The organism is Paenibacillus turicensis (genome assembly GCF_050461185.1).
Taxonomy (GTDB): domain Bacteria; phylum Bacillota; class Bacilli; order Paenibacillales; family Paenibacillaceae; genus Fontibacillus; species Fontibacillus turicensis_A.
Map to the genome: position 1 here is coordinate 64,315 of NZ_JBCMOR010000008.1, position 25,717 is coordinate 90,031.

The following is a 25,717-nucleotide window of genomic DNA, read 5'->3' on the forward strand; positions in this document are numbered from 1 at the left end:
GGAAGACAAGAATTTAACTAAGGAATTTAAGGAGATCAAAGGTACATAACCTATGACCTCCTTTTTTTATTATCTATAATTGGACAAGCTACCACTTCAAGATGTACTATTTATTTTATTACACTAAAGAATAATTACCGGAGGATGATTCCATGAAATTCAGTGAATATGCTTATGAACGTCCAAATGTCGAGCTACTAAAGGAAAAATTCAACACCTTATTTAAAGAGATGGATCAGGCAGACACATTTGAAAAACAAAAAAAGGTAGCTGAAGACCTTAATGAGCTACGTATAGAATTTAATAATGCGCAAACGCTCGTTAGCATACGCCATTCCATCAACACAGAGGATGAGTTTTATAAGGCTGAAAAAGATTATATGGATGAAAATGATCCCATCATTCAAGAGTATTTCTCAAAATTTTATAAGGTGATGGTGGATTCACCATTTAGACAAGGTCTTGAGGAAGCTTGGGGCAAACAATTTTTTAACATCGCTGAGAAGATGCTTCGTACCTTTAGTCCTGAAATTATTGAGGATTTACAGCTTGAAAATAAACTTTGCACACAATATTCTCAGCTTATTGCTTCGGCAAAAATTCCATTTGAAGGTGAAGAGCGAACTTTATCTCAGCTCACCCCATTCCAGTTGTCTACGGATCGCGACATGCGTAAGCGGGCTTCTGAAGCCAGATTTCATTTCATGGCACAACACGAGGATGAGCTAGATCGTATTTATGATGAGCTAGTGGGGGTACGTACACGTATTGCACACAAGCTTGGTTATCCTAGCTTTGTAGAGTTAGGTTATGATCGAATGCTAAGAACAGATTATAACGCGGAGATGGTTGCTAATTTCCGAAAACAGGTCGTCGAGGAAATTGTCCCTGTATGCCAAAGCTTGAAAAAACGTCAAGCAAAACGTCTGCAAATGGACACACTAAAATATTATGATGATGACTTTAAATATACAACAGGGAATGCAACTCCAAAAGGAACACCAGAGCAAATTATTGCAAATGGAGCAAAAATGTATAAAGAAATGTCACCTGAAACAGACGAGTTTTTCAGCTTCATGCAGCAAAATGAATTAATGGACTTAGTTAGTAAAAAGGGTAAGCAAGCTGGCGGCTATTGTACATACTTGTTTAAACAAAAAGTGCCGTTTATTTTTTCTAATTTTAATGGAACGTACGAGGATGTTGATGTATTAACCCATGAGGTGGGTCATGCCTTTCAAGTGTATCAAACCGTTTCATTGCCTGTACCTGAATATGCATTTCCAACCTCAGATGCTGCGGAAATTCATTCGATGAGTATGGAGTTTTTTGCATGGCCTTGGATGGAGCTGTTTTTTGAGGAGGATGCGGATAAATACCGTTTCAGTCACCTAGCAGGTGCACTTGAATTTATTCCTTATGGTGTGTTGGTTGATGAGTTTCAGCATGTTGTTTATAGCCATCCAGAAGCTACTCCAGCAGAGCGCAAGCAATATTGGCGTGAACTAGAGCAAAAATATTTGCCTCATCGTGACTATGATGGACTAACTTATCTTGAACAGGGTGCTTTCTGGCAAAAGCAAAGCCATATTTACACTACACCATTTTATTACATTGATTACACTTTAGCGCAATTATGTGCACTCCAATTTTGGAAAAAAACAAAGGAAAACTTCGAGCAAGCGTGGCAAGACTATTACAATTTATGTAAAGCTGGTGGTAGCTTGTCTTTCTTGAAGCTTGTCGAGCTTGCAGGCCTACAATCCCCATTTGAGGATGGTACAATTCATAACGTGATTAAGGATATTACGAATTGGCTAAATGGAATAGATGATCAAGCTTTATAAGCTTATATATATTGAAACGTGGAACCTTTAAAAGTCTCCACGTTTTTTTAGTTTGATTTTTAGTTTGTTTTTTTGTTCAGAAACCGATTATTTTGCCATATTAGCAGCTACTCGTGCTTGGTCAAATTCCTTAGCAAGCTCTTGTTTTGTTTTCCCTTTACCTACATTCATATGATAATAAATATAGTAATCTTTTACCTTGTCTAAATAAGCTTCATTTTCCTTGTCCCACTTATAGTAGGATAACATAGCAATTTGCCCTACATCATTGAGCTCTAACTCATGAGGTTTTTTCGTATCTAGTGTCTCCTTCATCTCCACCGTAAATGTCCCAGGAGTCACTGGCGTGGAATCTACAAATTTGTTTTGGTTCATGTATACAAACACAAGTCCAGATAATAAGGCAACAGAGATAAAAATATGTAGAATTGACTTCTTTAGACTTCCTTTTTTGAAATATAAATAATTAAAAAACATCATCATTCCGATTAAAAAATAAACGCCAATCACGCCTGCAATAATATTAATTGTATTCTCCAACCATTCCCAACTCCCTATTTCATTTTTCTCATTTCTGATACATAAAAACAGACTAATCTAGTATAACGATTTAAAAAACGTAGAATCTATCAGCCCAAAGTACCAATTACAACCCAATTAAAGACATTTCTCTATTTTCAAACTAAACTATCTTATTATAGTTATATGGAGGGAACGATGTGAAGCTTCAACCATTTTACAATGAGTATATTAATTTGAAATTTCATAGAGGGATAGAGCAAGTACCTTTAACCGATTTTGAGTTCGGTGAATTAGAGGACGGAGAAACTGTTTTATTTTTCAAAAAATATCCCGAAGAAACCTTTATAAACTGGACTTATCCTTTACAGCCTCCCGATCCAAATTACAGCAAAAATCCCCACTTAAAGCCTGTGCTTGCTAACGTCTTTAATCAGCTTGATGTTTATGATGAGCAAACTTTATTTTATTTGTTATTTACGATAAACAGCACTACAACTATTAGTAATATTAATGGATATAACAAGATGAATGATTTTATGAAAAACTTTGCATTTTTACAGCTTACCCAAGTTACTAAAATAACTGCTTTATCAATGGAGCAACAACAGCAATTAAGGGATTTCTTCTGGTTTTTTTATTTGTACGCACACCCTGTTAATGAGGAAACGTTGTATTCCTGCTCCTTTGAAGGGTTGGACGGGTCTAATCTGGTGCATACGAAATCAGCAGTTTCTTTAAAATCTTATTTTACAGAGTATCATGAATATTATAAAAATAACCTCCTTCAATACAATGAAAAAATCGGCATTTCTAAAGGTGAAATTGAGGCAAGTAAAAATCTCAGTCTCGCTTTGCTTCAAGCTATTGAGGGGAAATCAGACCCACTCTATTTACCTCATGATGATGGATTAGAGGATATACTTGCTCTGATTAATGATGTGAATTTGATGTTAGACATGTATCACAGTACTAAGGATCAGCTTTGGTCTATCATTAGGTCATTTTTTCAGAGGAATGATGCTTCACCTTATGCTCAATATTGCTTTGATGTGTTGCTTCAGAATATCGTTTGTTACATATTTTATTTTGAGCTTGAGGCATGTGAAGAGATGGTAAAGTCGTTACAAAATGAACCTTCATGGTGCGGGAAAATTGTAAATAAAATGTTTGGGGATACCATTTTTATGCAGAGGATTTTGTGGATACATCAGATTGATCTTACACAATATGAGCATATTATTGCTTATTTCAACGAAGAGAATCGTAGCTATTATTTAGCTCAAAGTTAAATAGAGGCGACTCCGACGAACAAGGGGGTTCATCATCACCTTCTAGAATACGAAAAGACTCTCCTAATGGAGAGTCTTTTTACGTCCCAGAAGGGATACTCGCACTCCGGTGCGAGACTCCGCTCCTTCTGCCACTACGTTTGGCATTTATGCTCCGACGAACGAGGGGGTTCGTCATCCCTTCTGGAATACGAAAAGACCCTCCTAACGGAGAGTCTTTTTACGTCCCAGAAGGGATTCGAACCCCTGACCGACGGCTTAGAAGGCCGTTGCTCTATCCAGCTGAGCTACTGGGACATGGTCATATGTAATAAAAAAGAACGCGTTTTTTATTATACCTTATTCCTTTACATATTGAAAGGATTATTTTGGTATGGGCATGGTTGTGCCTATCTATGCAAACTTTTAATCACATTCTTCAAACATCCCTTTCTCTCCCATCGCATAATCTGTTATTACGTTTAGGGCAGTGTTTTGCAATAAGAGATTAGTGTGTAACAGAGAGGAGAAAACCTACATGTGTGGAATTACAGGTTTTATAGATTGGAATAATGATCTACTTCAAGATACCCAAGTACTTGAAAATATGACTGCTTGCTTAGCACCACGTGGCCCAGATGCCGCTGGGACATGGATTCATCTCCCTTGTGCTTTTGGACATCGTAGATTAAGTGTTATGGACCCTGAAAATGGTGCTCAACCGATGATTATTCAGGAGGAGGATACGACCTTTGCCATCGTTTATAACGGTGAAATTTATAATGCGCCTGAGCTGAAGCAGGCTTTAATTGAACGTGGACGTCAGTTCAAAACAACCTGTGACACAGAAGTACTTCTTCAAGCTTATATGGAATGGGGTCCTGAATGTGTTAGTAAGCTAAATGGAATTTTTGCGTTTGCAATTTGGGATAGTGTGCGAGAGCATGTATTTTTTGCTAGAGATCGGTTAGGGGTAAAGCCACTCTTTTATAGCGAAATCGAAGGTACACTTATTTTTGGCTCCGAGTTAAAATCAGTGCTTCAGCATCCGAAGGTGAAACCAGTCATTCAGCGCGAAGGGTTAGCAGAAATTATGCTGCTAGGACCCGCACGTACACCTGGACACGGTGTGTTTGAACAAATTCATGAGTTAAAGCCAGGACATACAATGATTTGGAATCGAGATGGTTTACGTATTACTTGCTATTGGCGGCTTGAAGCCCTTCCACACAGTGATTCTATCCCAGAGACAGCGTCCAACATTCGATCATTGCTTCAAGACACGATGGATCGGCAGCTTATTTCAGATGTGCCTGTCTGTACTCTGTTATCTGGTGGATTAGATTCTAGTGCATTAACTGCACTTGCTGTAGATTACTATAAACGTACAGGGCAAGGTCAAGTACACACCTTTTCCGTAGATTACGTTGACAATGATAAATTTTTTACTGCGCATAGCTATCAGCCTGGTGCCGATGCACCTTGGATTAAAAGAATGGTTGCAGAGCTTGGAACCGCACACCATAACATTTCATTTGATACCCCTGAGCTTGTAGATGCTTTAGCACCGGCTACACTAGCACGTGATTTACCAGGCATGGCAGATGTGGATGCTTCCCTCCTCCTCTTTTGTAAGGAAATTAAAAAACACGCAACGGTAGCGATATCGGGGGAGGCAGCAGATGAGGTTTTTGGCGGCTATCCTTGGTTTCACCGTGAGGAATTACTGAATGCTGGAACATTCCCATGGGCAGTAGCAGGTGACTTCCGAGCTAGCTTGCTTAGTCCAGACATTGCTGACTATTTAGCACCAAAGCAATATATGAAGCAACGTTATGAAGAAGCGATAAGTGAAGTGCCAAAACTTGAAGGGGAAAATGAGGATGAAATACTGATACGAAACATGTCATATATTAACATTACACGTTTTATGCCCACATTGCTGGATCGGAAGGATCGCATGAGCATGGCGGCGGGGCTTGAGGTACGGGTTCCTTTCTGTGATCATCGCTTAGTGCAATATGTATGGAATATTCCTTGGCACATTAAAGCAACTGGGGATCGTGAAAAAGGTATTTTACGTCTTGCTTTAGAAGGGATTTTACCAGAGGATGTATTGTATCGCAAAAAAAGTCCTTATCCAAAAACACACAATCCCGCTTATTTAGAGGCAGTAAAAGGACAGCTACTACAAGTACTTGAGGAACCTTCCTCACCTATTTTACCTCTTATAGATGTAGCTAAGATTAAGACGTTAGCCACTTCATCTGATAGCACTTCTCTTTTACCATGGTTTGGACAATTAATGTCTGGCCCTCAGTTATTTGCTTATTTAACACAAGTGAATCAATGGCTAAAAACGTATCATGTTACGATAAAATAAGTAAGCTTAAATTCAATCCTATTTTAAAAACTGCCTCGGCATATAGGTGCAAGGCAGTTTTTCCCGTTTAAATTAGGCCGATAGCTACGCTCCAGAGCGTTCTTGCAGGCAAACGACAATATACTCTTGAAAGTTACTTTAGTATATTTTCGAAACATGATGTTCATCATTTAGAGCAAATACATAATAAACTATCACATTGATTGTTATATTCACTAAGGACGACGGGGATCGATAATAGAATATTGGATACCTTCTATATAGGAATCAAAGGCTTCCACACCTTCGGACAAAATGAGAGCAGCTTCTTGTGCGGTAATAGGTAACGCCCATAACAGTCGTACTAGCTCGCTGCCTACTGCGATCTCCTCCAGTTCTTCACTTTCTCCTCTAAGCTCGTCCAATAAAAAGGCTTTTGTAGACCAACCTGAAGGAGCAAGTTGACTTTCTTCCATTACTCTTGGGATTAAGTCATCATTGACTACTTCAATGTGATGAGCGATCAGATCGCTTATATAAGAAAATATGATATCTACCGACACGCCACCAAGATCTTCAACTAGAGCCATCATCCATTCCGTACCCACATGTTGTCCATTTGCACGAAGTACTGCTGATAAGCCAACCGTTGCAAATCTTGCCACACCATTGCCACTACGTGCAGGAAAGTAATAAATTTCGATATTGGTTCCCTTGTTAGGTTGGCCGAATGAACTAAGCGTAACTCGATATTCTGGCATGGACCATTCTTTAATATAGGCTCCTAAAATGATAGTCCTTCGAATATCAAACGCCAGTATGTCCTCTTTGCTTGATTCCGTGTGCATCGTAAACACATCCTTTCATCCTTGTTCTTATTGTTCCTTCATCCGTTACTAACAAAAATAGGATTTTTGCCAACTCTTGGCTTCATTAGATTTCTTCAAATGCTAAATCAGCCCATTGCCCATGGACAAGAGATAATAATACTTGAGGTGGTAGCTCAATTTGTACACCAACTTTGCCCCCACTCACTATGATTGTGTCTTTAAGCTCCGCGCTTTGTGCAATAAAAGTAGGGTAACGCTTTTTCATGCCAATTGGAGAACACCCACCACGAATATAGCCAGTTACACTAACCAGTTCCTTTACAGGCAACATTTCTATTTTTTTTGCACCAGCCGCCTTGGCAGCCTTTTTTAAGTCAAGCTCTTGCTCAACTGGAATGACAAAGACATAATAATTTTGTCCTGCATGTGCAACTAACGTTTTATACACAATACCAGCGTCTCTGCCAATTTTGGCGGCCACGGCACCCCCATCTATTTTGCCATCCTCTGTCTGATAGGACAACATCTCATAAGGAAGCTTTTCTTTATCTAAAATTCGCATTGCATTTGTTTTTACTAACGCCATACTCGTTTTCTCCTTTGTTCCAATGAAATACAGGTTAAGACCATAATATAAAAGAAGCTGCACTAGTAGCAAGAAATACTTGCTCTAATACAGCTTTAGCTTCGTTCAAGTAGATATTGGTAAATTTCCGCTTCATACAAGGCACTTTTTCGTAGGCTTACCGGGGTAAGTCAAGGAAAAGTAACCTAGTAGGAGGTGGAAAGGCGGTAAGAGATGACCTTGAGTGAGTTTTCATACACGCCCTAGCTTCTCCACCAGTAGCTTCAATGCTTTTCCACGATGGCTGATCGCTTGCTTTTCTTCTAAGGTTAGCTCCGCAAACGTTTTTTCATATTCAGGCACATAAAATAACGGGTCGTAGCCAAACCCTCCCCCGCCAGCGGCCTGAGAAGTAATCCAGCCCTCTGCGATTCCAGTCGCCTCTGTAAACTGCTTAGTGTGAGGATCATAAAGTGCTAAATGACACATAAATTGAGCAGGGCTTAACAACGGCTGTGCGGTATCCTCTCCTTGATGGAGCTGCTCCAGCTCCTGTAGTAGCTTGGCATTATTAGCTGCGTCATCACTTGGTTCACCCGCATATCTAGCCGAATATACACCTGGAGCTCCCTGTAATGCATCTACACAAAGTCCAGAATCATCTGCTAAAACAGGTTTACCAAGCAAGTCACCCACTACCTGTGCCTTTTTGCGTGCGTTATCTGCAAAGGTTGCTCCATCCTCCACCACATCTGGGATATCAGGATAGTCGTACATGCTTTTTACCGTCTTGCCTGTAAATTGAAGTGCATGTGCAAATTCCTTTACTTTACCTTGATTACGCGTAGCTACGATAATCACTTCGTCATCTTGATTGGGCTGATTTGATTTATTTGTATCTGTCACATTATTTGTCATCCAATTTTCTCCGTATGTTTATTTCCAATTTTAGCTGCGATATCGCCTAATGCTTCCTTTTGCTGTTCAATCATTTCTTTAATTCCTTTTTCTGCAACATCTAGCAATGCATCAAGCTCTTGCCTTGAAAATGGACGTTCTTCTCCAGTACCTTGTAGCTCCACAAATTGCCCTTGTCCTGTCATCACCACATTCATATCTACCGCTGCTTTAGAATCCTCTTCGTAGTTGAGATCAAGCAATGTTTTGTGGCCTAACACACCTACACTCGTAGAAGCTAAAAAGTCTGTAACGGGAAATTCTTTTAAATCATGTTTTTTAACCAATTTATCAATCGCAATCGTCATAGCTACAAAAGCACCAGTGATAGAGGTTGTTCGTGTCCCCCCGTCTGCCTGAAGCACATCACAATCTATCGTAATCGAGCGTTCACCTAGTTTAGTTAGATCAACAACAGAGCGAAGCGCCCGACCAATTAATCTTTGAATTTCCATGGTACGTCCACTTAATTTTCCACGTGCAGATTCACGTTGATTTCGTGTATGGGTTGCTCTAGGTAGCATAGAATATTCAGCCGTAATCCATCCCTTGCCTTGTCCTTTCATAAACATTGGGACTTTTTCCTCGACCGTAGCCGTACATAAAACCTTCGTTTCTCCTACCTCAATATAAACAGAGCCTTCTGCGTATTTATTCACATCTACGGTCAATTTCATCGGCCGCCGCTCGTTTTCCTCACGTCCGTTAATTCTCATGCTTATTGCCTCCCACTTACATCTCATGCTGATTATACAGCTTATAATTAATAGTACTCCATATACTTTCCCCATTTTACCAAAAGCTAGCCATAAAAGCACCAATCAGAGCGAAGTCTTTATTCCCCCCATTCGTCATCAGTGCTCTGAAATGTTAAAGTAATTATAATCTTATATAGATAGTAAACTAGATAGCTAACTGGGGTGAATATTAAAATGAACTCATTTGTAGATAAAATGAAACAACATGTTTCTGTACGAGATTTTGAAGATACACCTTTAAGTGGTGAAATAAAGGATAATTTATTGACGGCTGCACAAAGCGGCTCTTCTTCAAATTTTGTTCAAGCCTTTTCAATTATTGAAATTACAGATTCAGAGATAAGAAAGGAATTAGCGGAGCTTTCGAATAGTGCTGCCTATGTAATAAAGTCAGGAACCTTTTATGTTTTTATTGCTGATCTGTATCGTCAGGCGACCATGTTAGCGGCACATAACCTAAGTTTAAAAGGGATACAAAATATGGAGGCGCTGTTAGTTTCGATCGTGGATACAACGATTGCGGCGGAAAATATGGCTGTCGCTGCAGAATCCATGGACCTCGGAATTTGTTATATCGGTGGAATTCGTAACAATTTAAAGCGTGTTGCTGAGTTGTTGGATTTGCCTCCCTATACCGTTCCCTTATTTGGAATGACGGTTGGGGTACCTAGGTCTAAAAATGAGGTAAAACCAAGAATGCCTAAAGCAAATCAAGTTTCACAAAATGTGTATAACAAAGCTGTCTTTACCGATTTAAGTCAATATGATAAAGAAACTAAGACGTATTACGCTGAGCGAGGAAATCATCAATTAGATACAACATGGACGGCAAGAAATATAGATTTCTTTAAGCAAGCACGAAGAACTGACGTTGGTGATTTTTTGAAAAAACAAGGATTTTCCTTGAAATAAGTAATTTTTACGCCTAAGACAAAGTGTCTCCATGAAATTGAACAGCACCCCAATGGTTAGATATTATCTAATGGTTGGGGTGCACGTTTATACCGCTTAGTTTGCCTATTGCCAAGCACTGATTTTGAGATTAAGCCATAGTTATTCTTTAGTTTTTATTATAATCACATTGGAATTTTATTAATATTCAAAGGCTTGCTTACAGCTTCACTATATTTCTGATTGTCAGTCCCTACCACTTCTTTTTCACCATTAAGCCAAATCCGTACCTTTTCCCCTTTGCTGTTATCTGACACTGTCAACACTAGCGATTGCATCATTTCAGCCGGAAGCTTATCCCCTGCTACAAACATATCATCCTTAATTGAAACCGTCACAATTCCATCCTTAGAGTTGGTAATTCCTTCAATTTGAGTATCATTGCTTATTACTCGCTGCAACCCACCTTCACGTGCAGGTCCTTTAATTAATTCTTGCAATGCAGCTTGAACCTGATCGCCTCCAGCAGGCACAAATCGGGTCACAGGTACAAAATAAGAATTTCCGTCCTCTGTCTGAGAAGAGAAATAGACAGTAACGGGGCTTGTACCTGATAAAGTGGTACTATTCCCAATTTCTAAATTAATGCCAACCGCTCGGCTAAGGTCACGATCAAGTGGCGTACCGTTTACAGGCATCTCATTTAGCTTATTTCCATCCACCCATAGTTGCACAAATTTAATCTCTGGAAATTCGGTTAGCGTCCAAGTGACCGCCTCCATAATTTTACGTTCATCTTTGGCATCATATTGACTAAACGGTTTCGTAAATTCAACGATTGCTAATTTTTCATCCGCCTTCACCGTAACTGCTTTAACCTCAGTGCCTTGTGGCAATACTCCTGTAAATCCATGAGGGATCAGGCCGCGATAAGCTCCATTTTGAACTAACATTCCTAAAGCACGTGTCATTTTATCCTCATCTGTACCTGCGGGTAGATGAAGAGATACAGGAGCAAGCAAGCCTTGATCATTTTTTAAAAATACGGTTGAAACAGCTTCCTCGGCAGGGGGTGCCGTCGTTGGACTATTATCACTATTTGCAAGCATTTGTGATTCAACCTCAGCAGGTGGCGGATCAATTTGCCCTGAACTGCTTTTTCCAAAATTACAACCTGTTAGTAATACTGGTACAGTGAGTACACAAGCTGTGAGCGTTATTTTCAGTCTCGTCCATTTCATTACTGTAGATCCTCCCTAACAACAGTTTGTCTTACTTACTAGATGTATACGAGCCTATGATGTGAAAAATAACTAGTCCAATAATTAAAATTTGCATCTAAGGGCTGTCTTGGTTAATACTAGAAGTATTACACGACGAGGTGATTATGATGGAACAAGACTCTAATCCAAAATTAAAAGCTCCTTACGCGTTAAATAGCAAAAAAGTAGCGGATGCAACACGCCGTTGGTTAGATAAACGAGGGATCAAGCTAGAAGAAATCGCTGAGCTTGTCATGATCTTACAGCAAAAATATTACCCAACCCTGACGATGGAAGAATGTATTCATAATGTAGAGCAGGTTTTAAATAAACGCGAAGTACAAAATGCAGTTTTAACCGGAATTCAACTAGATATTTTAGCAGAGCAGGAACTGTTGATCCCTGAGCTTCAGGAAATGATCTCAAACGATGAAGGATTGTATGGCGTAGATGAAATTTTAGCCTTTTCCATTGTTAATGTGTATGGCAGCATCGGCTTTACCAACTATGGTTATGTCGATAAATTAAAGCCAGGTGTGCTGGAGCGATTAAATGATAAGTCACTAGGCCCATGTCATACATTTTTAGATGATATTGTGGGTGCTATTGCTGCATCTGCAAGCAGTCGCATCGCTCACCGTAAGCAAGCAGAACGTGAGATTGAAAGTGGCGAGGAAACGATGGATACGGATCGCTAATGTATTATTAGCGAAAAGATATTATAGACCTTTTCCCCTTTAGCAATGAAAAAACGAATGGCTGGATGCCATTCGTTTTTATTTTGATCCCTTAAAAAACTACCTGAGTGAAACTATATGAGTTACTTTGGCATCAACCTAATTAATCATTAAAGATAATCCGATATGGACTTGTAATTGTAATATTATTTGTCCCTACAGGTGCAAAATTGTAATAATAATTAAATTCTACAATATCGATGAGCTTTCCAGTCGCTGGGTCAATAAGCACAGTCACGTTGTTCATATCTTCCCATAATGTATTCATCGAATACGCCCCCGTACCTCTACAATGAATTTTATAAAAATTAGTATCGGACACATAGGTTAACATTAAAGCTGGTCTATTTTTAACGTTCATCGCGGGTCTAGTAGAGTTGTGATAGAATACCGCAGCTGGCTCATAATTGCCACTACGTTGTACGGCATAATGATTGGCCGTTGTATCAATAGAAATATCATATAACTGATATCCAGCACTATTCGTATACGTTTCATAAAGTGAATAGCTAATATCAATGACATGACCATTGATATAGTTAACGGAGCCTACTGCGTCAGTCTCATAGATAATACCTGCAGCTTCACTAATACCTACACGTGTAACTCTACTATCAGCGGAGACAACTCCGACTTGTTTAAAAAGAATCGAATAGGTGCTGGTAGAAGAGTAGGTTCCATTTTGTGATAGGACTGCAAAATAATAAGTGCCAGGCAACATTTTATACGTATTGGTTTTGGTGTTTATCGGATATATTGCAGCAGTACTTCCTGATTTTTGAGCATAAAGCAATGAATATTTGTTAGACGTGGTAATAGAGTACTGAATTAAAGTAGGTTGTGTGACTGTGAGTTTATAATAGTCAATATCATTGGGGTTATCGATGACACCACTAAGATTTGAGTTGAGGGTAATAGGTGTTGCAGTTTCTACCGTATCATTGATTTCATTTGCAACATCTTTGGTGCTTTCATAATAAGCAAAAGCGAAGTTGCCTGCCCCCTCATAACCTCCAATCGCAAAAAAATAAACACCTGCATCAAGCACATTATTAAAGTATTCGGTTATACCTAAACCACTGGTAGCACTTCCGCCAATCAATTCAAGCTGATAAGTTTCTTCATTTAAGGAATATAAGTATAAATCCGCATCTAATGCCTCTACCATTTGCAAAAGAATTGTTACTTTACTCTTTTCCGCAAGACTAAATGCATACCATCTTAGTTCACCCGTCTGCGTAATTTGACCTTGAGTGACCGTATCATTTGTAACAAGGTAGGCATTATTAGGATCAGTATTATCTGAGGTGGTATTTAAGCGTTGTTTATTCAACTCATTTTTTAACTGGTAGGTTGCAGCAACATTTTTTCTAGATAGCACATTTGCTTCCTTACTTGGCACCTCTGCAGCTTGAAGCTCTTCTTTAGGCAGCTCTTCAAAATTCAGGTCTGGTTGTACCGTGGATAAATCTATCACTTTTGCTGTAGAGTCTATATGTGCTGTAGGCTCAATATTTGATGTAGAATCCGCTTGTACTGTACCTCCATTTGAAATTGTTAGGACAAGCATAGAACATAAAATTGCAGATATTAATTTTTTCTTCAACATAACTCCCTCACCTTCTATCATTTTTATTAAGCTTCTTGTATAACTTTTTCTAAGCCTCCCTTCTAACTCGACATAATCCCCGATTATTTGGGATATAGTAATATATTTACATATTATTCTAATATTTTCTATTGTTTTTTGAATTTTCAAAAAATCAATATTAAATTTAGTGGTTGTCAACATCCCAATCTAGCGAAGAGACAGGGAGATTCTGGAGAAGTGAAACGTTCATCTTTTTAAAATAGATTCCAACCCTCAAGATAACTTTAAATAAGGAATCTAGTTTTAACAATGATCGGAAGAACTCTCTGTCTTGTAGCCTCCATCTTCATATTGACAATCACTAAGTTATATCCTTTACAAAATAAAAAACACAAAAATACCCTTAGTTTCCTAAGGGCACTTAATTCACTAGCTAACGTTTATAATGGTATTCACTCTCTATTATTTAATTTGAACCCACCATGATCATCCGCTTGGAGTTGTCCGCAGCATAAGGTTCACCGTTATAACCACCATAAATGGTTTCAAGGGTTAAACCTGCTTTTGATAAAAGCGATTTAAAGTCTTCACAGGTGTACAATCGAATACGTTCAAGATAATGTCGCTCAGGTTGTTTACCATGCAAGCCATCATAATTAATATCTGTAATTGTAATTTGTTTTTTAACATAACCTTGCTCAATGCTGCGCTTCTCTTGAATTAGCTGTCCTTCATCCACACGCTGCGACTCTGGAACAAGATTGGCAATCGTATAGGATGGATTCAAAAAATCAATAATAAACTTTCCACCAGGTGTAAGCAATCTTTTTATTTCTAGCAACACTTGCAAATGCTCTTCATCTTTCTCAAAATAACCAAAGGAGGAAAACAAATTAACAATGGCATCAAATTGCCCTGTAATTGGCAAACTCCGCATATCTGCTTTAATAAATTTTATTTGTTGCTCTACATCATTTTTTAGTGCTTCTCTTAACAAAACTTCAGATAAGTCAACACCTGTTACCTCATAACCTGCTTCAGCTAGTGCTAACGAATGTCTCCCCATCCCACAGCACAAATCTAATACTGCTGCTCCCTTCTCTAAATTTAACCATGAGATCATTTTATGTACTTCCTGCTTAGCACCTTGCATATCCCGATGTTTATATACTAATAAGTAGTCTTCGCCAAAACTTCGTTCAAACCATTCAGACATAACTATACCTCCATAAAATTTCAATCCCTATATCCCTATCATTCCAACCATTATTTAAATTGTATTTGTCTATGTAGCATAACAGTTGTGTGAGCATCTTGAGCGGATTGAGATCACATAAAAAATTCATCTATTTATATTGTAACGCTTGTATATATAAAAACAACGGAAGAAACTTATAGCTTCTTCCGTTTGTTTATGATCAAACTATTATTTTTTGTTTGTATTTGTTGCTGCGCTTTCTGACGTATCTTTCTTTTCAGGGTAAAGCTTATTTTCAACCTTCATTTTAGCCTTTAAGTCTTCTAACCAAGCTGCTTGCTTTTCGCTAACCTTTTGTCCGATTAGAGTTCTCTTAATTTCATCCTTCTTCTCATCAAGAGTTGCAGTATGAGCTTCCTTGCGGTCTGTTAGCTTAATGACAACATAACCCTGTTCTGTTTTAACTGGTGCGCTTACTTCATCCTTAGCTAGTTTAAAGGCTGCATTAGCAATTGCTTCTTCCTTTTGACCTTTAGCATAAAAATCAGTGTCGCCACCTTTTTCTTTTGTTACTGTATCCAGTGATTTTGCCTTCGCTAACTCCGCAAAGTCTTTACCACCTTCTAGTTCTTTAATAATTGCTTTTGCTTCATCTTCTGTTTTAACTAAAATCTCGGAAGTACGAACTTGCTCTGGTGTATTAAATTGTTCTTTATATTGTTCAAATGTGTCACTTACTTCTTTGTCAGTAACTTCTGGATTAATAAGTTTTGTAACCTTCAAATTAACCATTAGGTTTTCCTTCAAATTATCCATCGTCATGCCATATTGCTGTAAAGCCTGATCCAGATTTTCCTGTGATCCATATTGATCTACCATTTCTTTAATTCTTTCATCAATATCAGCTTGAGTTACTGTAACTTTTTGTTGTTTGGCAGCTTGATCTACCATTTTTTGGTTAATCAAATTGTTTAATGCTGCTTCCCCACCTGATTTAAGCAACTCATCATACAGCATGTCCTTCGTAATTTCGACGCCGTCTACAGTTGCCACTGCTTCATTACTACTTTTAGCAAAAGGTGATTTAAATAAAGCAACAACAAGTAATACTGCCAGTACTAAAGAAATGATTGGCCATATTTTGTTATTTGGTTTTGAGCCTTCCCCAGATGTATTGGAATGAAGAGGTTCTGAAGCTTGTCTCTCCATAACATGATTCACTTCTTGTTTATTCTCCTGATCAACTTCCTCATGTTGGGTTACAGTTGGTTGCTCCTCTTGCACACTACCCTCTTCGTGATTATCTAATTCATTCGTTGCTTCAAGCTCTTTTTTTTCTTTCTCATCCATAGCTTAAACAAGACTCCCTTCGATTAAATAAACTTTAATTATTATTCTAATATGACTTTACCAGATTCTCACTAATTTAACCTTAAAGCAACATAAAAAAAATAAATATTTTTTAAGCTTCCCTTAACAAAAGCACGATTTTCAAATTTAGCCAAAAAGGTGTACACTAAAGTATAACAAAATTTTTAGAGGCTCAGTCTAGAAAAACCTACTCTAAGGCATAATTTGAGCCTTAACTAGCAAGTGATTAGAGAGTTTTAGGAGGATATATAATGAAAAATTATGAAACTTATTTTAGTGAGCATCGTGAGGAGCATATCGAGCAATTAAAGGATTGGCTTAGAATTCCGAGTGTCTCCGCACTTTCAGAGCATAAACAAGATATGCAAAAAGCAGCAGGATGGGCCGTAGATGCCTTAAAGACAGCAGGACTCGAAAATGTAAAGCTACATACAACCAACGGAAATCCTGTTATTTATGCAGATTATTTGCGTAGCCCTAACGCACCAACCTTGTTAATTTACGGTCATTATGACGTACAGCCTGTTGACCCTTTAAATCTGTGGGATTCTCCTCCATTTGAGCCCGAGATTCGTGGAGACAAAATTTATGCACGTGGGGCAACCGATGACAAAGGTCAAGTTTTCCTACACATCAAAGCCATTGAAGCAATTTTGAAGACAGAACAAAAGCTACCTGTAAACATTAAGTTTTGTATTGAAGGGGAAGAAGAGGTGGGAAGTCCTAACTTACCTATTTTTATTGAATCTAACCTTGATCTTCTTAAGTGCGATTATGTATTAGTTTCTGATACCTCACTACTTGAAAAAGGTAAACCCGCGATTTGTACAGGACTACGTGGTCTTTGCTCGATGGAAGTCAAAGTGACCACCGCAAATACAGATTTACACTCCGGTTCCTTTGGTGGTGGTGTTCCTAACGCACTTCATGCGATGGTTTCGTTGTTATCTTCCTTCCATGATGAGCACGGTAAAGTTACTGTGGAGGGCTTTTATGAAGGTACACCTGAAATGACACCTGAGCTTAGAGCCGAGTTCGCTAAATTACAGCATGATGATGATAAACTGGCCCAAAGCCTAGAATTAAGCTCCTTATATGGAGAGGAAGAATTCACCTTTGTAGAAAGAATTGGTGCACGTCCTACTCTTGAATTAAATGGTGTCTATGGAGGCTTCCAAGGAGAAGGTAGTAAAACCGTCATCCCTAGAGAGGCAAACGCAAAAATTACTTGCCGCTTAGTCGGAAAACAAGACCCTCAAGATATTCTTAACAAAATTGAGCGCCATGTAAATCAACATATTCAAAAAGGGGCTAAGGTAGAGTTTACACCTCTTGAACGCGCATTTGCATTTACAATGGACCCATCCTTGCCGATTTTACAGCAAGCGGCTGATTCCTTTGAAGCGGTGTATGGCACTAGAGCCGTTTTCACTAGAGATGGTGGATCCTTGCCAATTATCGAATCAATGTCCAGAATTTTATCTGCACCTGCTGTATTAATGGGCTTTGGTTTACCAGATGAAAATCTACATGCACCTAACGAACATTTTAACCTTGAAAACTTCGACAAAGGTTTGCTTACCATTACTCATTTTTTGAAGTCGCTTGAGGCGTAGAGGTCAACAAAAAGAAGAACTTTATGAAACGAAAAAAAGCTGTCCATCCCTCAAAGGGTGAGACAGCTTTTTAATGCTTAAATACCTAAGATGCTCAACTCTTAAAGTGTCTTTAAAACTTCATGTACCTGCTCCAAATTTTGTGCAGCTAGCAAGCTATTGCGGAAGTCCTCATGAATAAGCTTGCGGGATAAAGATACCAAAATTTGCAAATGTTCATTACCTACGTTTGCTTCTGGTACAGCAATCATAAATACAATGTTAACAGGTTCACCATCTAAGGATTGCCAGTCAGATGGATTTGCCAATTTAGCATATGCGATGCCTGCTTTTACTACACCTGCTGATTTACCATGCGGAATCGCTACACCAAAACCTACGCCAGTAGAGCCAGACTCTTCACGTGTTAAAACAGCTTGAACATAAGCATTTACATCTGTCACTACACCTGCATCAGCTAATCCTTTAGCCATTGTTTTAATGATTTCCGTTTTATCACTAACCTCAAGAGGTATAAATACTGCCTTATTATCTAACAACTCATGTACATTCATTTAAAGTCATCTCCTAAATATTATTTGCTTGCTGCTGGACGCTTGAGCAAATTAAGCACTAATGCGGTAACGATGGTACCAATGATAATCGCTAAGGAATACATCAATACGTTTCCTACTGCGTTTGGAATTAGCATTGCAAAAATACCACCATGTGGTGCAAGTAACGTCGCATCAAACGCCATGGATAACGCACCTGTTATCGCTGAACCTGTAACAAGAGCTGGAATAACGCGGATTGGGTCAGCCGCACCAAATGGAATTGCGCCTTCTGTAATAAAGGATAAGCCCAATACTGCGGCAACCTTACCTGCTTCACGTTCTTCTTTATTAAAGTTTTTAGGTCTAAGCATTGTTGCAAGCCAAATCCCAAGTGGTGGAGTCATCCCTGCTGCCATTACAGCTGCCATCGGGCCATACACACTGCTTGCAAGCAAACCAACACTAAAGGTATATGCCACCTTGTTGAAAGGTCCACCCATATCTAATGCCATCATTCCACCTAAAATTGCTCCTAATATAACAGCATTTACTGAACCGATATTTTCTAACCATGCTGCAAGACTTGTCATAATCCAATTAAGTGGACCACCTAAAATATAAAGCATAATTAAACCTGTTGCTAACACAGATAACAAAGGTACAACTAAAATCGGCTTCAAGCCTGCAAAGGACTTCGGTAATTTCAAATAATCAATTAGGAATTTAGCGATGTAACCTGCTAAGAAACCAGCAAGAATCCCACCAAGGAAACCACCATTTACCGAATCTGATATCGCTAAAGCACCACCTACAAGACCTGGTGCAAGACCTGGTTTACCTGCAATCGAGAAAGCAATAAAACCAGCTAAAATTGGAATCATTAAGCCCATAGCAGCTTTACCAATCGTTAATAAGGTAGCGCCAAACGAGCCGTCCACCGGTTTTAATCCAAAAATAAAGGAAAAAGCAATAATCAATCCACCTGCTACAACTAGAGGTAGCATATTGGATACACCGTTCATTAAGTGCTTATAAGCACCTTTCTTTTCTTTTGTACCCGCCATAGCAGCAATATCATCTTGCGAAGAAGCTGCTGCGGATGAAGCTGTCGTTGCTTCTTTTGCCAACGCTTGCTCAATTAAATCTCCCGCAATTTTAATCCCTTGTGCTACAGGGACTTTAACAACAGGTTTACCCGCAAAACGGGACTCATCAATATCTGTATCTGCTGCGATAATTATTGCATGTGCTTCAGCAATTTCTTCAGGAGTAAGTGCATTTTCAATCCCAATGGCCCCTCTTGTTTCAACCTTTAGTGGAACATTTTTGTCCTGTGCCGCTTTTTGTAATGATTCAGCAGCCATATACGTATGTGCAATACCAGTTGGACAAGCCGTTACTGCTAATAATTTTTTCATATTATTCTCCTCCACCTTTGACAAGGTTTATTATTAAGACAAACGTGTAATCCCAACCTGATCTAATTTTTGTTCAACCTCTTGTACTGTAGCGACATCTGTTCCTGATTTTGAAGCAGTAATCGTACCTGCCGCACATGCATACCGAGCCATATCCTCAAAGCTACGTTGATGAACTAAGCTTGATGCAATAGCTGCAACCATCGAGTCTCCTGCTCCTACTGTACTTTTAGGTTCAATTGGAAAAGGAGTCACACGCAACGTTTCACTTTTGTTTACAAAAATCGATCCATCTTTACCCATAGACACAATGACAGCATCTAATTTATACGTATCAATGAGCTCATGACAGGCATTCACAATTTCAGAATCATGATGAAGCTGTCTATTTAACAAGCCCTCTAGCTCATGAATATTAGGCTTGATTACTGTGGGATGAGCCTTTAAGCCATGTAAAAATGACTCGCCCTCCGCATCCAAAATGCTTAAAACACCTTGCCCATGCGCCATTTGAAGTAATTGCTCATAAATATCTATGGGCAATCCTGGCGATAGGCTTCCTGCTAACACAAGTACAGCCGCATCTTGTAACAGTTGGTCAAACAGTTCATAAAATGCCTTTAGCTCTGAAGCCTGAACTTCACCACCTGCCTCGTTGACCTCTGTCGTTTCCTTTGTAGATTGATCTACGATTTTTAAGTTGGTGCGTGTTTCCTCATGAATGGAAATAAAGGAATGTTTAATATGAAGCGTTTCCATTTCATGTAACAACATTGCTCCATTATGCCCACCAACAAATCCTGTAGTGACAACCTCTTCACCAAAGCTTTGTAGCACCTTCGCCACGTTTATTCCTTTACCGCCAGCATCTACTCTTATATCAGCAACGCGATTAAGACCACCTACAACCATCTTGTTAACATTTACTGTTTTATCCAAAGCGGGATTCAGCGTGACTGTGATGATGGTTTTCTTCATCCTTCTGCTCCTCCCTACACGATTGTGAGTTTAACATGTTGTTTTTTTATTTTTTCGGCTACGGTGACATCTAATTGTCCATCGATGATGCAATGATCAATTTCATTTAAATCTGCCACTTTAGCATAAGTAACCTTCCCAACCTTGCTATGGTCACATAATAAAATGACTTCCTTAGCAATTTGTAGCATTTTACGCTTGGTAGCCGCTTCAATTAAGTTAGGCGTCGTAATTCCATGCTTTAAATCTAAGCCGTTTGTTGCAATAAAGGCTTTATCTACTGTAATCATTTCCATACAGCGTTCTGCCATTGGTCCAACAAAAGCGAGTGTTTCAGCACGCATAATTCCGCCAACCATTGATACCTCAAGATGACGAGCATCTCTTAATTCATTTAGCACAATGATCGAATTTGTAATAACAGTGACTCTTAATTGTGCTTTACGCAATTCCTTTGCAAGCTGTAATGTCGTTGTTCCAGAATCTAAAAAAATCGAGTCACCTTCATGAATTAACTCAAATGCAGCGGCTCCAATTTTCTCTTTTTCTTGTTTAAACTGATCTTCCTTCTCAAGGACATTAGGCTCAAAATTAACACTTTCCAAGCAAACAGCCCCACCGTGCGTACGCTTCAGCAGTCTTGCATCCTCTAATTCCTTCAAATCACGTCGAATCGTTGATTCTGAAACATCAAACAACGTACTAAGCTCTTGAACGGATGCGCGTCCACTTTGCTGCAAATGCTGGACTAGCTTACTTTTTCTTTCTTCCTCAAATAACATCGCTACCACCATCCTAAACAGCTACAATGATCATTTATGATCGTTTCGTTCATTTCTAATGACTGTTTATGAATTATTATGATCATTTATAATTATATGCGCGATTTTACAACCTGTAAATAGTTTTCTCTGCTCGTTTTTGAATTATTAATTTAAATTGTTAAAAATGTGTCTAAACGACTTGATAAACCTGTTATTAAGCAGGAAATAGTAAAAAAATCCTTCTGCTTTTCCCTTCAGCTAAGAAGGAAAAATAAAAGGATTTATAATTAAAATAAAGACTTTTTTTAAAATTTTGTTATTATGTGTTATCGAGAACTCCCACCATCCACTGGTAAGGTTGTTTACTCTCCATCAGATTTACTTTTGGAGCATTTGTAAAAGAATATCTTTGTGTTCCTCTGAAAGCTGCAACAAGGTAAATCTTCCTTCTTTGATAAGAGAATTAATCGAATTTGCCTCTTGTTTTGCAAGGTTATATAGAGATTTCTCAATTGTGCCTATAAGCAATGCTTCATCCAGTTCTTCCGAATCCTTTTGAATTACTTCACCTGATGGCAAAACGACAATATCTAAGAACAAATCGTCCATCCAAGGCACGTTCTCCTTACTCACACCATTCATATAACAAATATCAATATACCACTGCACAATCTGCCCTTTCTCATTAAACATTGTGGTCACTGAATGATGCTTATCCAAAGGGAACTGTTGAAGCCAGAAATAACCATCATTTACAATGCAAACATCTTGGTCATTGTATGTTACGTACAACGGTTCTTTAACTTTGCCAATCTTCAGAAGTGATAAGTAGCCTTTAAAATTATCATTTTCAACATATGACTGGGCATATTCTCTTTCCAATACACGTTTCCAATCTGAACGGTCTCCATATTTTCTCTTCAAGAGCACTCAACCTTCACCTCATTTAAAATTAGTAGTTGACAAACAACTCACAATAGCGAAGGGACAGAGGGATTCTGGAGAAGCGATAGCGGTCGTATTTAAAACCGGATTCCAACAATTATGTTTATACCAATATAGGAAATCTGGTTTTAATAACGATTGGAAGAACCCTCTGTCTCGTAGCTTCCACCAACATTATGTCAACTACTAATACCTCCGCCACTTCATTAACCAATAATCCAGCAGATCAATAAGAAGGAACAACACAAATCCAAGGAAGCTAAATAGCAAAATCCCGCCATACATGCCGTTGTAATCTAATCTTAACCATGCATCCATAATGTAAAAGCCCATACCGTATTCTGTCCCATATATTTCTGTGAAAAATAATACGGAAATCGCTGTCCCCAATGAGATCCGAATCGTACTAAAAATGACAGATAACGCACCAGGTAACGTAATATGATAAAATTTTTGCCAACGTCCTGCACCAAGTGTGCTTAATACATCATACGTATTGTCTGGAATCGCCTTGACACCGTCACGCACAGAAATAATGATTTGAAAAATCAAAATCAACATAATCATTAATATTTTGGAGCCTTCGCCTAAGCCAAAAAAGAGCATCACTACAGGTAATAAGGCAATTTTCGGAATCGGATAAGTTAAATAAACAACGGGATCTAATAATCGATTGATCATTTTAGAACGCCCCATAATAATCCCTACCGTCATCCCAAGCACAAGTGCCAACAGCATCCCCGCAAAAATACGAGTTAAGCTATACAGTATATGTAAGCCCATCTCAGCCTTATCATACTGAAAGATAACCTCATATACATCAATTGGACTTGGCAAAATAGGATGATTGATTATGAGATAAAGAAAGTACCAGCCTACATTCATCAGCAAAAAGACAGTCAGCAACGTAATTAGGTGTCTTACTTTTTTTTGTTTTACCATTTTTCCTGCATTACCTTTCTGATCGTCTTCATTTGTTCAAAGTAGAGAGGATGTTCTCGCTTACTGTTATAAGCAACTGGAAATACTGGATTATCGATCATCGTTAATTCATCGTCCTTGTTTGCTGGCATCACGACAATTTTTTGACCTAACATAATCGCTTCGTCTACATCATGGGTAACAAACAAGGTTGTTGTGGGATGGGTTGCCCAATTTTCTAAAAATATACGCTGGATTTCTTCTCTCGTTATAGCATCCAGTGCGGAAAATGGCTCATCTAAAAGCATTATTTGTGGCTGAATCGCAAAGGTACGTGCTAAAGCCACTCTTTGCTGTTGCCCGCCACTGATAGCTAATGGAAATTTGTTAGCTAAGTTCGCAATCCCCATTGCAGTAAGCCAAAGCTGACTTTGGGCAAGCTGTTGCTCTCTCGTTAAATCGTTTCGACTAATTTTAAGTGCAGTCATTATGTTACCTTGGACTGTTTTCCAAGGTAACAATCCGTAATTTTGTGGAACAAATCCAATGAATGAGCGATGATTATTTTGTAACGGAAAATGATTATACGTGATTTCACCATGATTAGGTTGAATTAAGCCAGCAACACTACGTAATAACGTGGATTTCCCACAGCCTGATGGACCTAGCAAAGTAAAAATCTGATGCTCTGGCACATTTAAATGAATCCCATTTAAGGCTGATTCGCCGCTCGCATAACAAACGCTCACATCGGTAATTTGCAGCCCACTTTTAGTTATGAAATTTTTATTTGTCGAATGCAACATTTGAAATCACTTCTTTAGGGGAAATGTCTTTCTTTAACAAACCTTTTGACTTCGCCCAAGCAAACGCACGCTCCACTTGCTTTTCATCCACTTGATTTGCGGCAATATAAGCAGGTACTGTAATTTCATTTTTTAATGTAGTTGGATAACCCACTTCTTTAATAATGAGGTCGATATATTCCTCTTGTTTATGAGTTTTCATGTAATCCACTGCATCGTTATAAGCTTGATACATCGCAACGATCTCTTTTGACTTCACATCAATGACGCTTTGAGGAATTGCTAAAATAAACGGATTAATTTCAGCTGTATGTGTTGAGCTTAACACTGTTAATCCAGCCGCTTTTCCCATCGTTACAAACGGTTCAGGCAAAATCGCGGCATCTGACTTATTGTTTTTAAGCAATTCTAAACGGGTTGGAATTTGTGGAACCTCAGTAATATTGATGTCATCCTCAGTAAGCCCTGCTTGCTCCAGCATCATTGCTACTGTATATTGTGTGGATGTATTTTTGGATAAGATCACATTTTTCCCTTTTAAATCTTTAACTTCTTTAATATCCGCAGATCCCGTCAACAAATCAAATTCACCAAAGGTTGTACTCGTTGCCTTTACGTCCAATCCAGCTTGATTATAAATCGCTAAAGCAACAAGATCAGCACTAATCGCTTCAATTTTACCTGCTTGGAACGCTACATCCCGATCCTTTGCACTTTTAAAGGTTTGGATATTTAAATTGACACCATGGTTTTTATCAAAACCTTGTTCATGTGCAATTACAAATGGAATTGCATCTATGGAAGGCAGCATTCCAAGATTAAGTTCGCCAAGTTGCTCCGCTTGTGCTTGGTTGCCACCATTTTTTTCTTTGCCAGCTTCATTTGCACTAGAGGACGCTTTGTCTTTTGCCCCACATGCAGCAAGCATACTTACTAAAAGAAGAATTACAATCGATAATGCCCATTTTTGCTTTACAGTTTTTTCAGTCTTTCCTTTTAACAATGTCAAAACCCCCGTCTGTTCACTATGATAGCTATATCTAAATCAAGTCTCACCTAAATCATTTTATCTTTGATTTTTGAATCTATGTAAAACCTTAATTCCTACTAAAACAAAGCCTCCTTCCCTTCGATTGATATTGCGCATTTATTCACAAGTCATATCAAACAAAAACATGACAACGTGCCTCCGCCTAAACAATGCAATTTTACACCAATCCTCACATTTTGTATATTTATAAATTAAAATATTTGAGGTTTAATATAATTTTGGGGCATGAGCATAGCTTGATGGAAAACTTAGCGTAAAGAGTTGTAAGAACGATTGAAACTAATTTTCTGTCTTTCTTTCAATGACTCAATCCGCAATTGGTTCTTGACACTTACTTACAGTAGCGAAGGGGCAGAGGGATGGTGGAGAAGCGAACGCGGCCGCCTTTAAGGGATGACTTTTATCAACTTTAAATAAGGCTCAATCTTAAAATCGGTACTTGACAAAAAGCTAACGCAGCGAAGGAGCAGGGAGATGGTGGAGAAGCGAACGCGCCCGCCTTTAAGGACACAATTTCATCCAT

23 protein-coding genes and 1 tRNA gene are annotated in these 25,717 nt (G+C 38.6%); 6 read left to right on the forward strand and 18 right to left on the reverse strand.

Annotated elements, in window-relative coordinates; all coding sequences use genetic code 11:
- Nucleotides 1-152 precede the first annotated feature (152 nt).
- On the forward strand, nucleotides 153-1,847 hold the full coding sequence (locus tag ABE099_RS13825; protein WP_430031695.1) for a M3 family oligoendopeptidase: 1,695 nt from the start codon (nucleotides 153-155) through the stop codon (nucleotides 1,845-1,847).
- A gap of 87 nt (nucleotides 1,848-1,934) precedes the next feature.
- Here ABE099_RS13825 and ABE099_RS13830 read toward each other — a convergent pair whose 3' ends face one another.
- Entirely contained in the window at nucleotides 1,935-2,387 is a 453-nt protein-coding gene (locus ABE099_RS13830; RefSeq protein ID WP_430031697.1) for a hypothetical protein, read from the reverse strand.
- A 179-nt stretch (nucleotides 2,388-2,566) separates the two neighbouring features.
- Between ABE099_RS13830 and ABE099_RS13835 the strand changes: the two genes are divergently transcribed.
- Nucleotides 2,567-3,658, forward strand: coding sequence for a hypothetical protein (locus tag ABE099_RS13835; RefSeq protein WP_430031699.1), 1,092 nt, complete (start codon nucleotides 2,567-2,569; stop codon nucleotides 3,656-3,658).
- A 223-nt stretch (nucleotides 3,659-3,881) separates the two neighbouring features.
- On the opposite strand, the gene ABE099_RS13840 is transcribed toward ABE099_RS13835, so the two are convergent.
- Nucleotides 3,882-3,955 (reverse strand) — tRNA-Arg (locus tag ABE099_RS13840).
- 220 nt (nucleotides 3,956-4,175) lie between these two features.
- On the opposite strand from ABE099_RS13840, the gene asnB reads away from it, so the two are divergent.
- Nucleotides 4,176-6,020, forward strand: a complete 1,845-nt coding sequence (gene asnB / locus ABE099_RS13845) for an asparagine synthase (glutamine-hydrolyzing) (protein ID WP_430031700.1) — start codon at nucleotides 4,176-4,178, stop codon at nucleotides 6,018-6,020.
- A 215-nt stretch (nucleotides 6,021-6,235) separates the two neighbouring features.
- Here asnB and ABE099_RS13850 read toward each other — a convergent pair whose 3' ends face one another.
- From ABE099_RS13850 to rph, 4 genes are all read right to left on the reverse strand, one after another.
- Nucleotides 6,236-6,847, reverse strand: a complete 612-nt coding sequence (locus tag ABE099_RS13850; RefSeq protein WP_430031702.1) for a suppressor of fused domain protein — start codon at nucleotides 6,845-6,847, stop codon at nucleotides 6,236-6,238.
- 85 nt (nucleotides 6,848-6,932) lie between these two features.
- Nucleotides 6,933-7,415 (reverse strand): Cys-tRNA(Pro) deacylase, encoded by a 483-nt coding sequence (gene ybaK, locus ABE099_RS13855; protein ID WP_430031704.1) that lies wholly within the window; start codon nucleotides 7,413-7,415, stop codon nucleotides 6,933-6,935.
- A gap of 231 nt (nucleotides 7,416-7,646) precedes the next feature.
- Nucleotides 7,647-8,312, reverse strand: a complete 666-nt coding sequence (locus tag ABE099_RS13860) for an XTP/dITP diphosphatase (RefSeq protein ID WP_430031706.1) — start codon at nucleotides 8,310-8,312, stop codon at nucleotides 7,647-7,649.
- Nucleotides 8,309-9,067 carry a ribonuclease PH gene (gene rph / locus ABE099_RS13865; protein ID WP_430031708.1) on the reverse strand — a complete coding sequence of 253 codons (759 nt, stop codon included), beginning with the start codon at nucleotides 9,065-9,067 and terminating at the stop codon, nucleotides 8,309-8,311. The genes ABE099_RS13860 and rph overlap by 4 nt, the downstream gene beginning before the upstream one ends.
- Nucleotides 9,068-9,283: 216 nt before the next feature.
- Here rph and ABE099_RS13870 point away from each other — a divergent pair, with 216 nt between their 5' ends.
- The gene (locus tag ABE099_RS13870; protein ID WP_430031710.1) at nucleotides 9,284-10,021 is read left to right on the forward strand and encodes an NADPH-dependent oxidoreductase; all 738 of its coding nucleotides are present in this window, start codon (nucleotides 9,284-9,286) and stop codon (nucleotides 10,019-10,021) included.
- Nucleotides 10,022-10,185: 164 nt separating this feature from the next.
- On the opposite strand, the gene ABE099_RS13875 is transcribed toward ABE099_RS13870, so the two are convergent.
- On the reverse strand, nucleotides 10,186-11,241 hold the full coding sequence (locus tag ABE099_RS13875; RefSeq protein WP_430031711.1) for a GerMN domain-containing protein: 1,056 nt from the start codon (nucleotides 11,239-11,241) through the stop codon (nucleotides 10,186-10,188).
- A gap of 146 nt (nucleotides 11,242-11,387) precedes the next feature.
- Here ABE099_RS13875 and ABE099_RS13880 point away from each other — a divergent pair, with 146 nt between their 5' ends.
- Complete coding sequence (locus ABE099_RS13880) at nucleotides 11,388-11,960, forward strand: phosphatidylglycerophosphatase A family protein (RefSeq protein ID WP_430031713.1); 573 nt, start codon at nucleotides 11,388-11,390, stop codon at nucleotides 11,958-11,960.
- Between the two features lie 142 nt (nucleotides 11,961-12,102).
- Here ABE099_RS13880 and ABE099_RS13885 read toward each other — a convergent pair whose 3' ends face one another.
- From ABE099_RS13885 to ABE099_RS13895, 3 genes are all read right to left on the reverse strand, one after another.
- Nucleotides 12,103-13,608 (reverse strand): hypothetical protein, encoded by a 1,506-nt coding sequence (locus tag ABE099_RS13885; protein ID WP_430031715.1) that lies wholly within the window; start codon nucleotides 13,606-13,608, stop codon nucleotides 12,103-12,105.
- Nucleotides 13,609-14,056: 448 nt separating this feature from the next.
- Complete coding sequence (locus tag ABE099_RS13890; protein WP_430031716.1) at nucleotides 14,057-14,806, reverse strand: class I SAM-dependent methyltransferase; 750 nt, start codon at nucleotides 14,804-14,806, stop codon at nucleotides 14,057-14,059.
- 210 nt (nucleotides 14,807-15,016) lie between these two features.
- Nucleotides 15,017-16,138: a peptidylprolyl isomerase gene (locus tag ABE099_RS13895; RefSeq protein WP_430031717.1), complete on the reverse strand. Its 1,122-nt coding sequence runs from the start codon at nucleotides 16,136-16,138 to the stop codon at nucleotides 15,017-15,019.
- A 272-nt stretch (nucleotides 16,139-16,410) separates the two neighbouring features.
- On the opposite strand from ABE099_RS13895, the gene ABE099_RS13900 reads away from it, so the two are divergent.
- Nucleotides 16,411-17,775, forward strand: a complete 1,365-nt coding sequence (locus tag ABE099_RS13900) for a dipeptidase (protein WP_430031718.1) — start codon at nucleotides 16,411-16,413, stop codon at nucleotides 17,773-17,775.
- A 101-nt stretch (nucleotides 17,776-17,876) separates the two neighbouring features.
- Here ABE099_RS13900 and ABE099_RS13905 read toward each other — a convergent pair whose 3' ends face one another.
- From ABE099_RS13905 to ABE099_RS13940, 8 genes are all read right to left on the reverse strand, one after another.
- Nucleotides 17,877-18,329: a PTS sugar transporter subunit IIA gene (locus ABE099_RS13905; protein ID WP_430031719.1), complete on the reverse strand. Its 453-nt coding sequence runs from the start codon at nucleotides 18,327-18,329 to the stop codon at nucleotides 17,877-17,879.
- A 20-nt stretch (nucleotides 18,330-18,349) separates the two neighbouring features.
- Nucleotides 18,350-19,729 (reverse strand): PTS fructose transporter subunit IIC, encoded by a 1,380-nt coding sequence (locus ABE099_RS13910; RefSeq protein ID WP_430031720.1) that lies wholly within the window; start codon nucleotides 19,727-19,729, stop codon nucleotides 18,350-18,352.
- Between the two features lie 33 nt (nucleotides 19,730-19,762).
- The gene (pfkB, locus tag ABE099_RS13915) at nucleotides 19,763-20,707 is read right to left on the reverse strand and encodes a 1-phosphofructokinase (RefSeq protein ID WP_430031721.1); all 945 of its coding nucleotides are present in this window, start codon (nucleotides 20,705-20,707) and stop codon (nucleotides 19,763-19,765) included.
- A 14-nt stretch (nucleotides 20,708-20,721) separates the two neighbouring features.
- On the reverse strand, nucleotides 20,722-21,489 hold the full coding sequence (locus ABE099_RS13920) for a DeoR/GlpR family DNA-binding transcription regulator (RefSeq protein WP_430031722.1): 768 nt from the start codon (nucleotides 21,487-21,489) through the stop codon (nucleotides 20,722-20,724).
- A 360-nt stretch (nucleotides 21,490-21,849) separates the two neighbouring features.
- Nucleotides 21,850-22,401: a DUF402 domain-containing protein gene (locus ABE099_RS13925; RefSeq protein WP_430031723.1), complete on the reverse strand. Its 552-nt coding sequence runs from the start codon at nucleotides 22,399-22,401 to the stop codon at nucleotides 21,850-21,852.
- 201 nt (nucleotides 22,402-22,602) lie between these two features.
- Nucleotides 22,603-23,358 carry an ABC transporter permease gene (locus ABE099_RS13930; RefSeq protein WP_430031724.1) on the reverse strand — a complete coding sequence of 252 codons (756 nt, stop codon included), beginning with the start codon at nucleotides 23,356-23,358 and terminating at the stop codon, nucleotides 22,603-22,605.
- On the reverse strand, nucleotides 23,352-24,143 hold the full coding sequence (locus ABE099_RS13935; RefSeq protein ID WP_430031725.1) for an ABC transporter ATP-binding protein: 792 nt from the start codon (nucleotides 24,141-24,143) through the stop codon (nucleotides 23,352-23,354). Before ABE099_RS13935 ends, ABE099_RS13930 begins: the two co-directional genes overlap by 7 nt.
- A complete protein-coding gene (locus ABE099_RS13940; protein WP_430031726.1) occupies nucleotides 24,124-25,146 on the reverse strand; it encodes an ABC transporter substrate-binding protein in 1,023 nt (340 codons plus the stop codon). The genes ABE099_RS13935 and ABE099_RS13940 overlap by 20 nt, the downstream gene beginning before the upstream one ends.
- Nucleotides 25,147-25,717 lie beyond the last annotated feature (571 nt).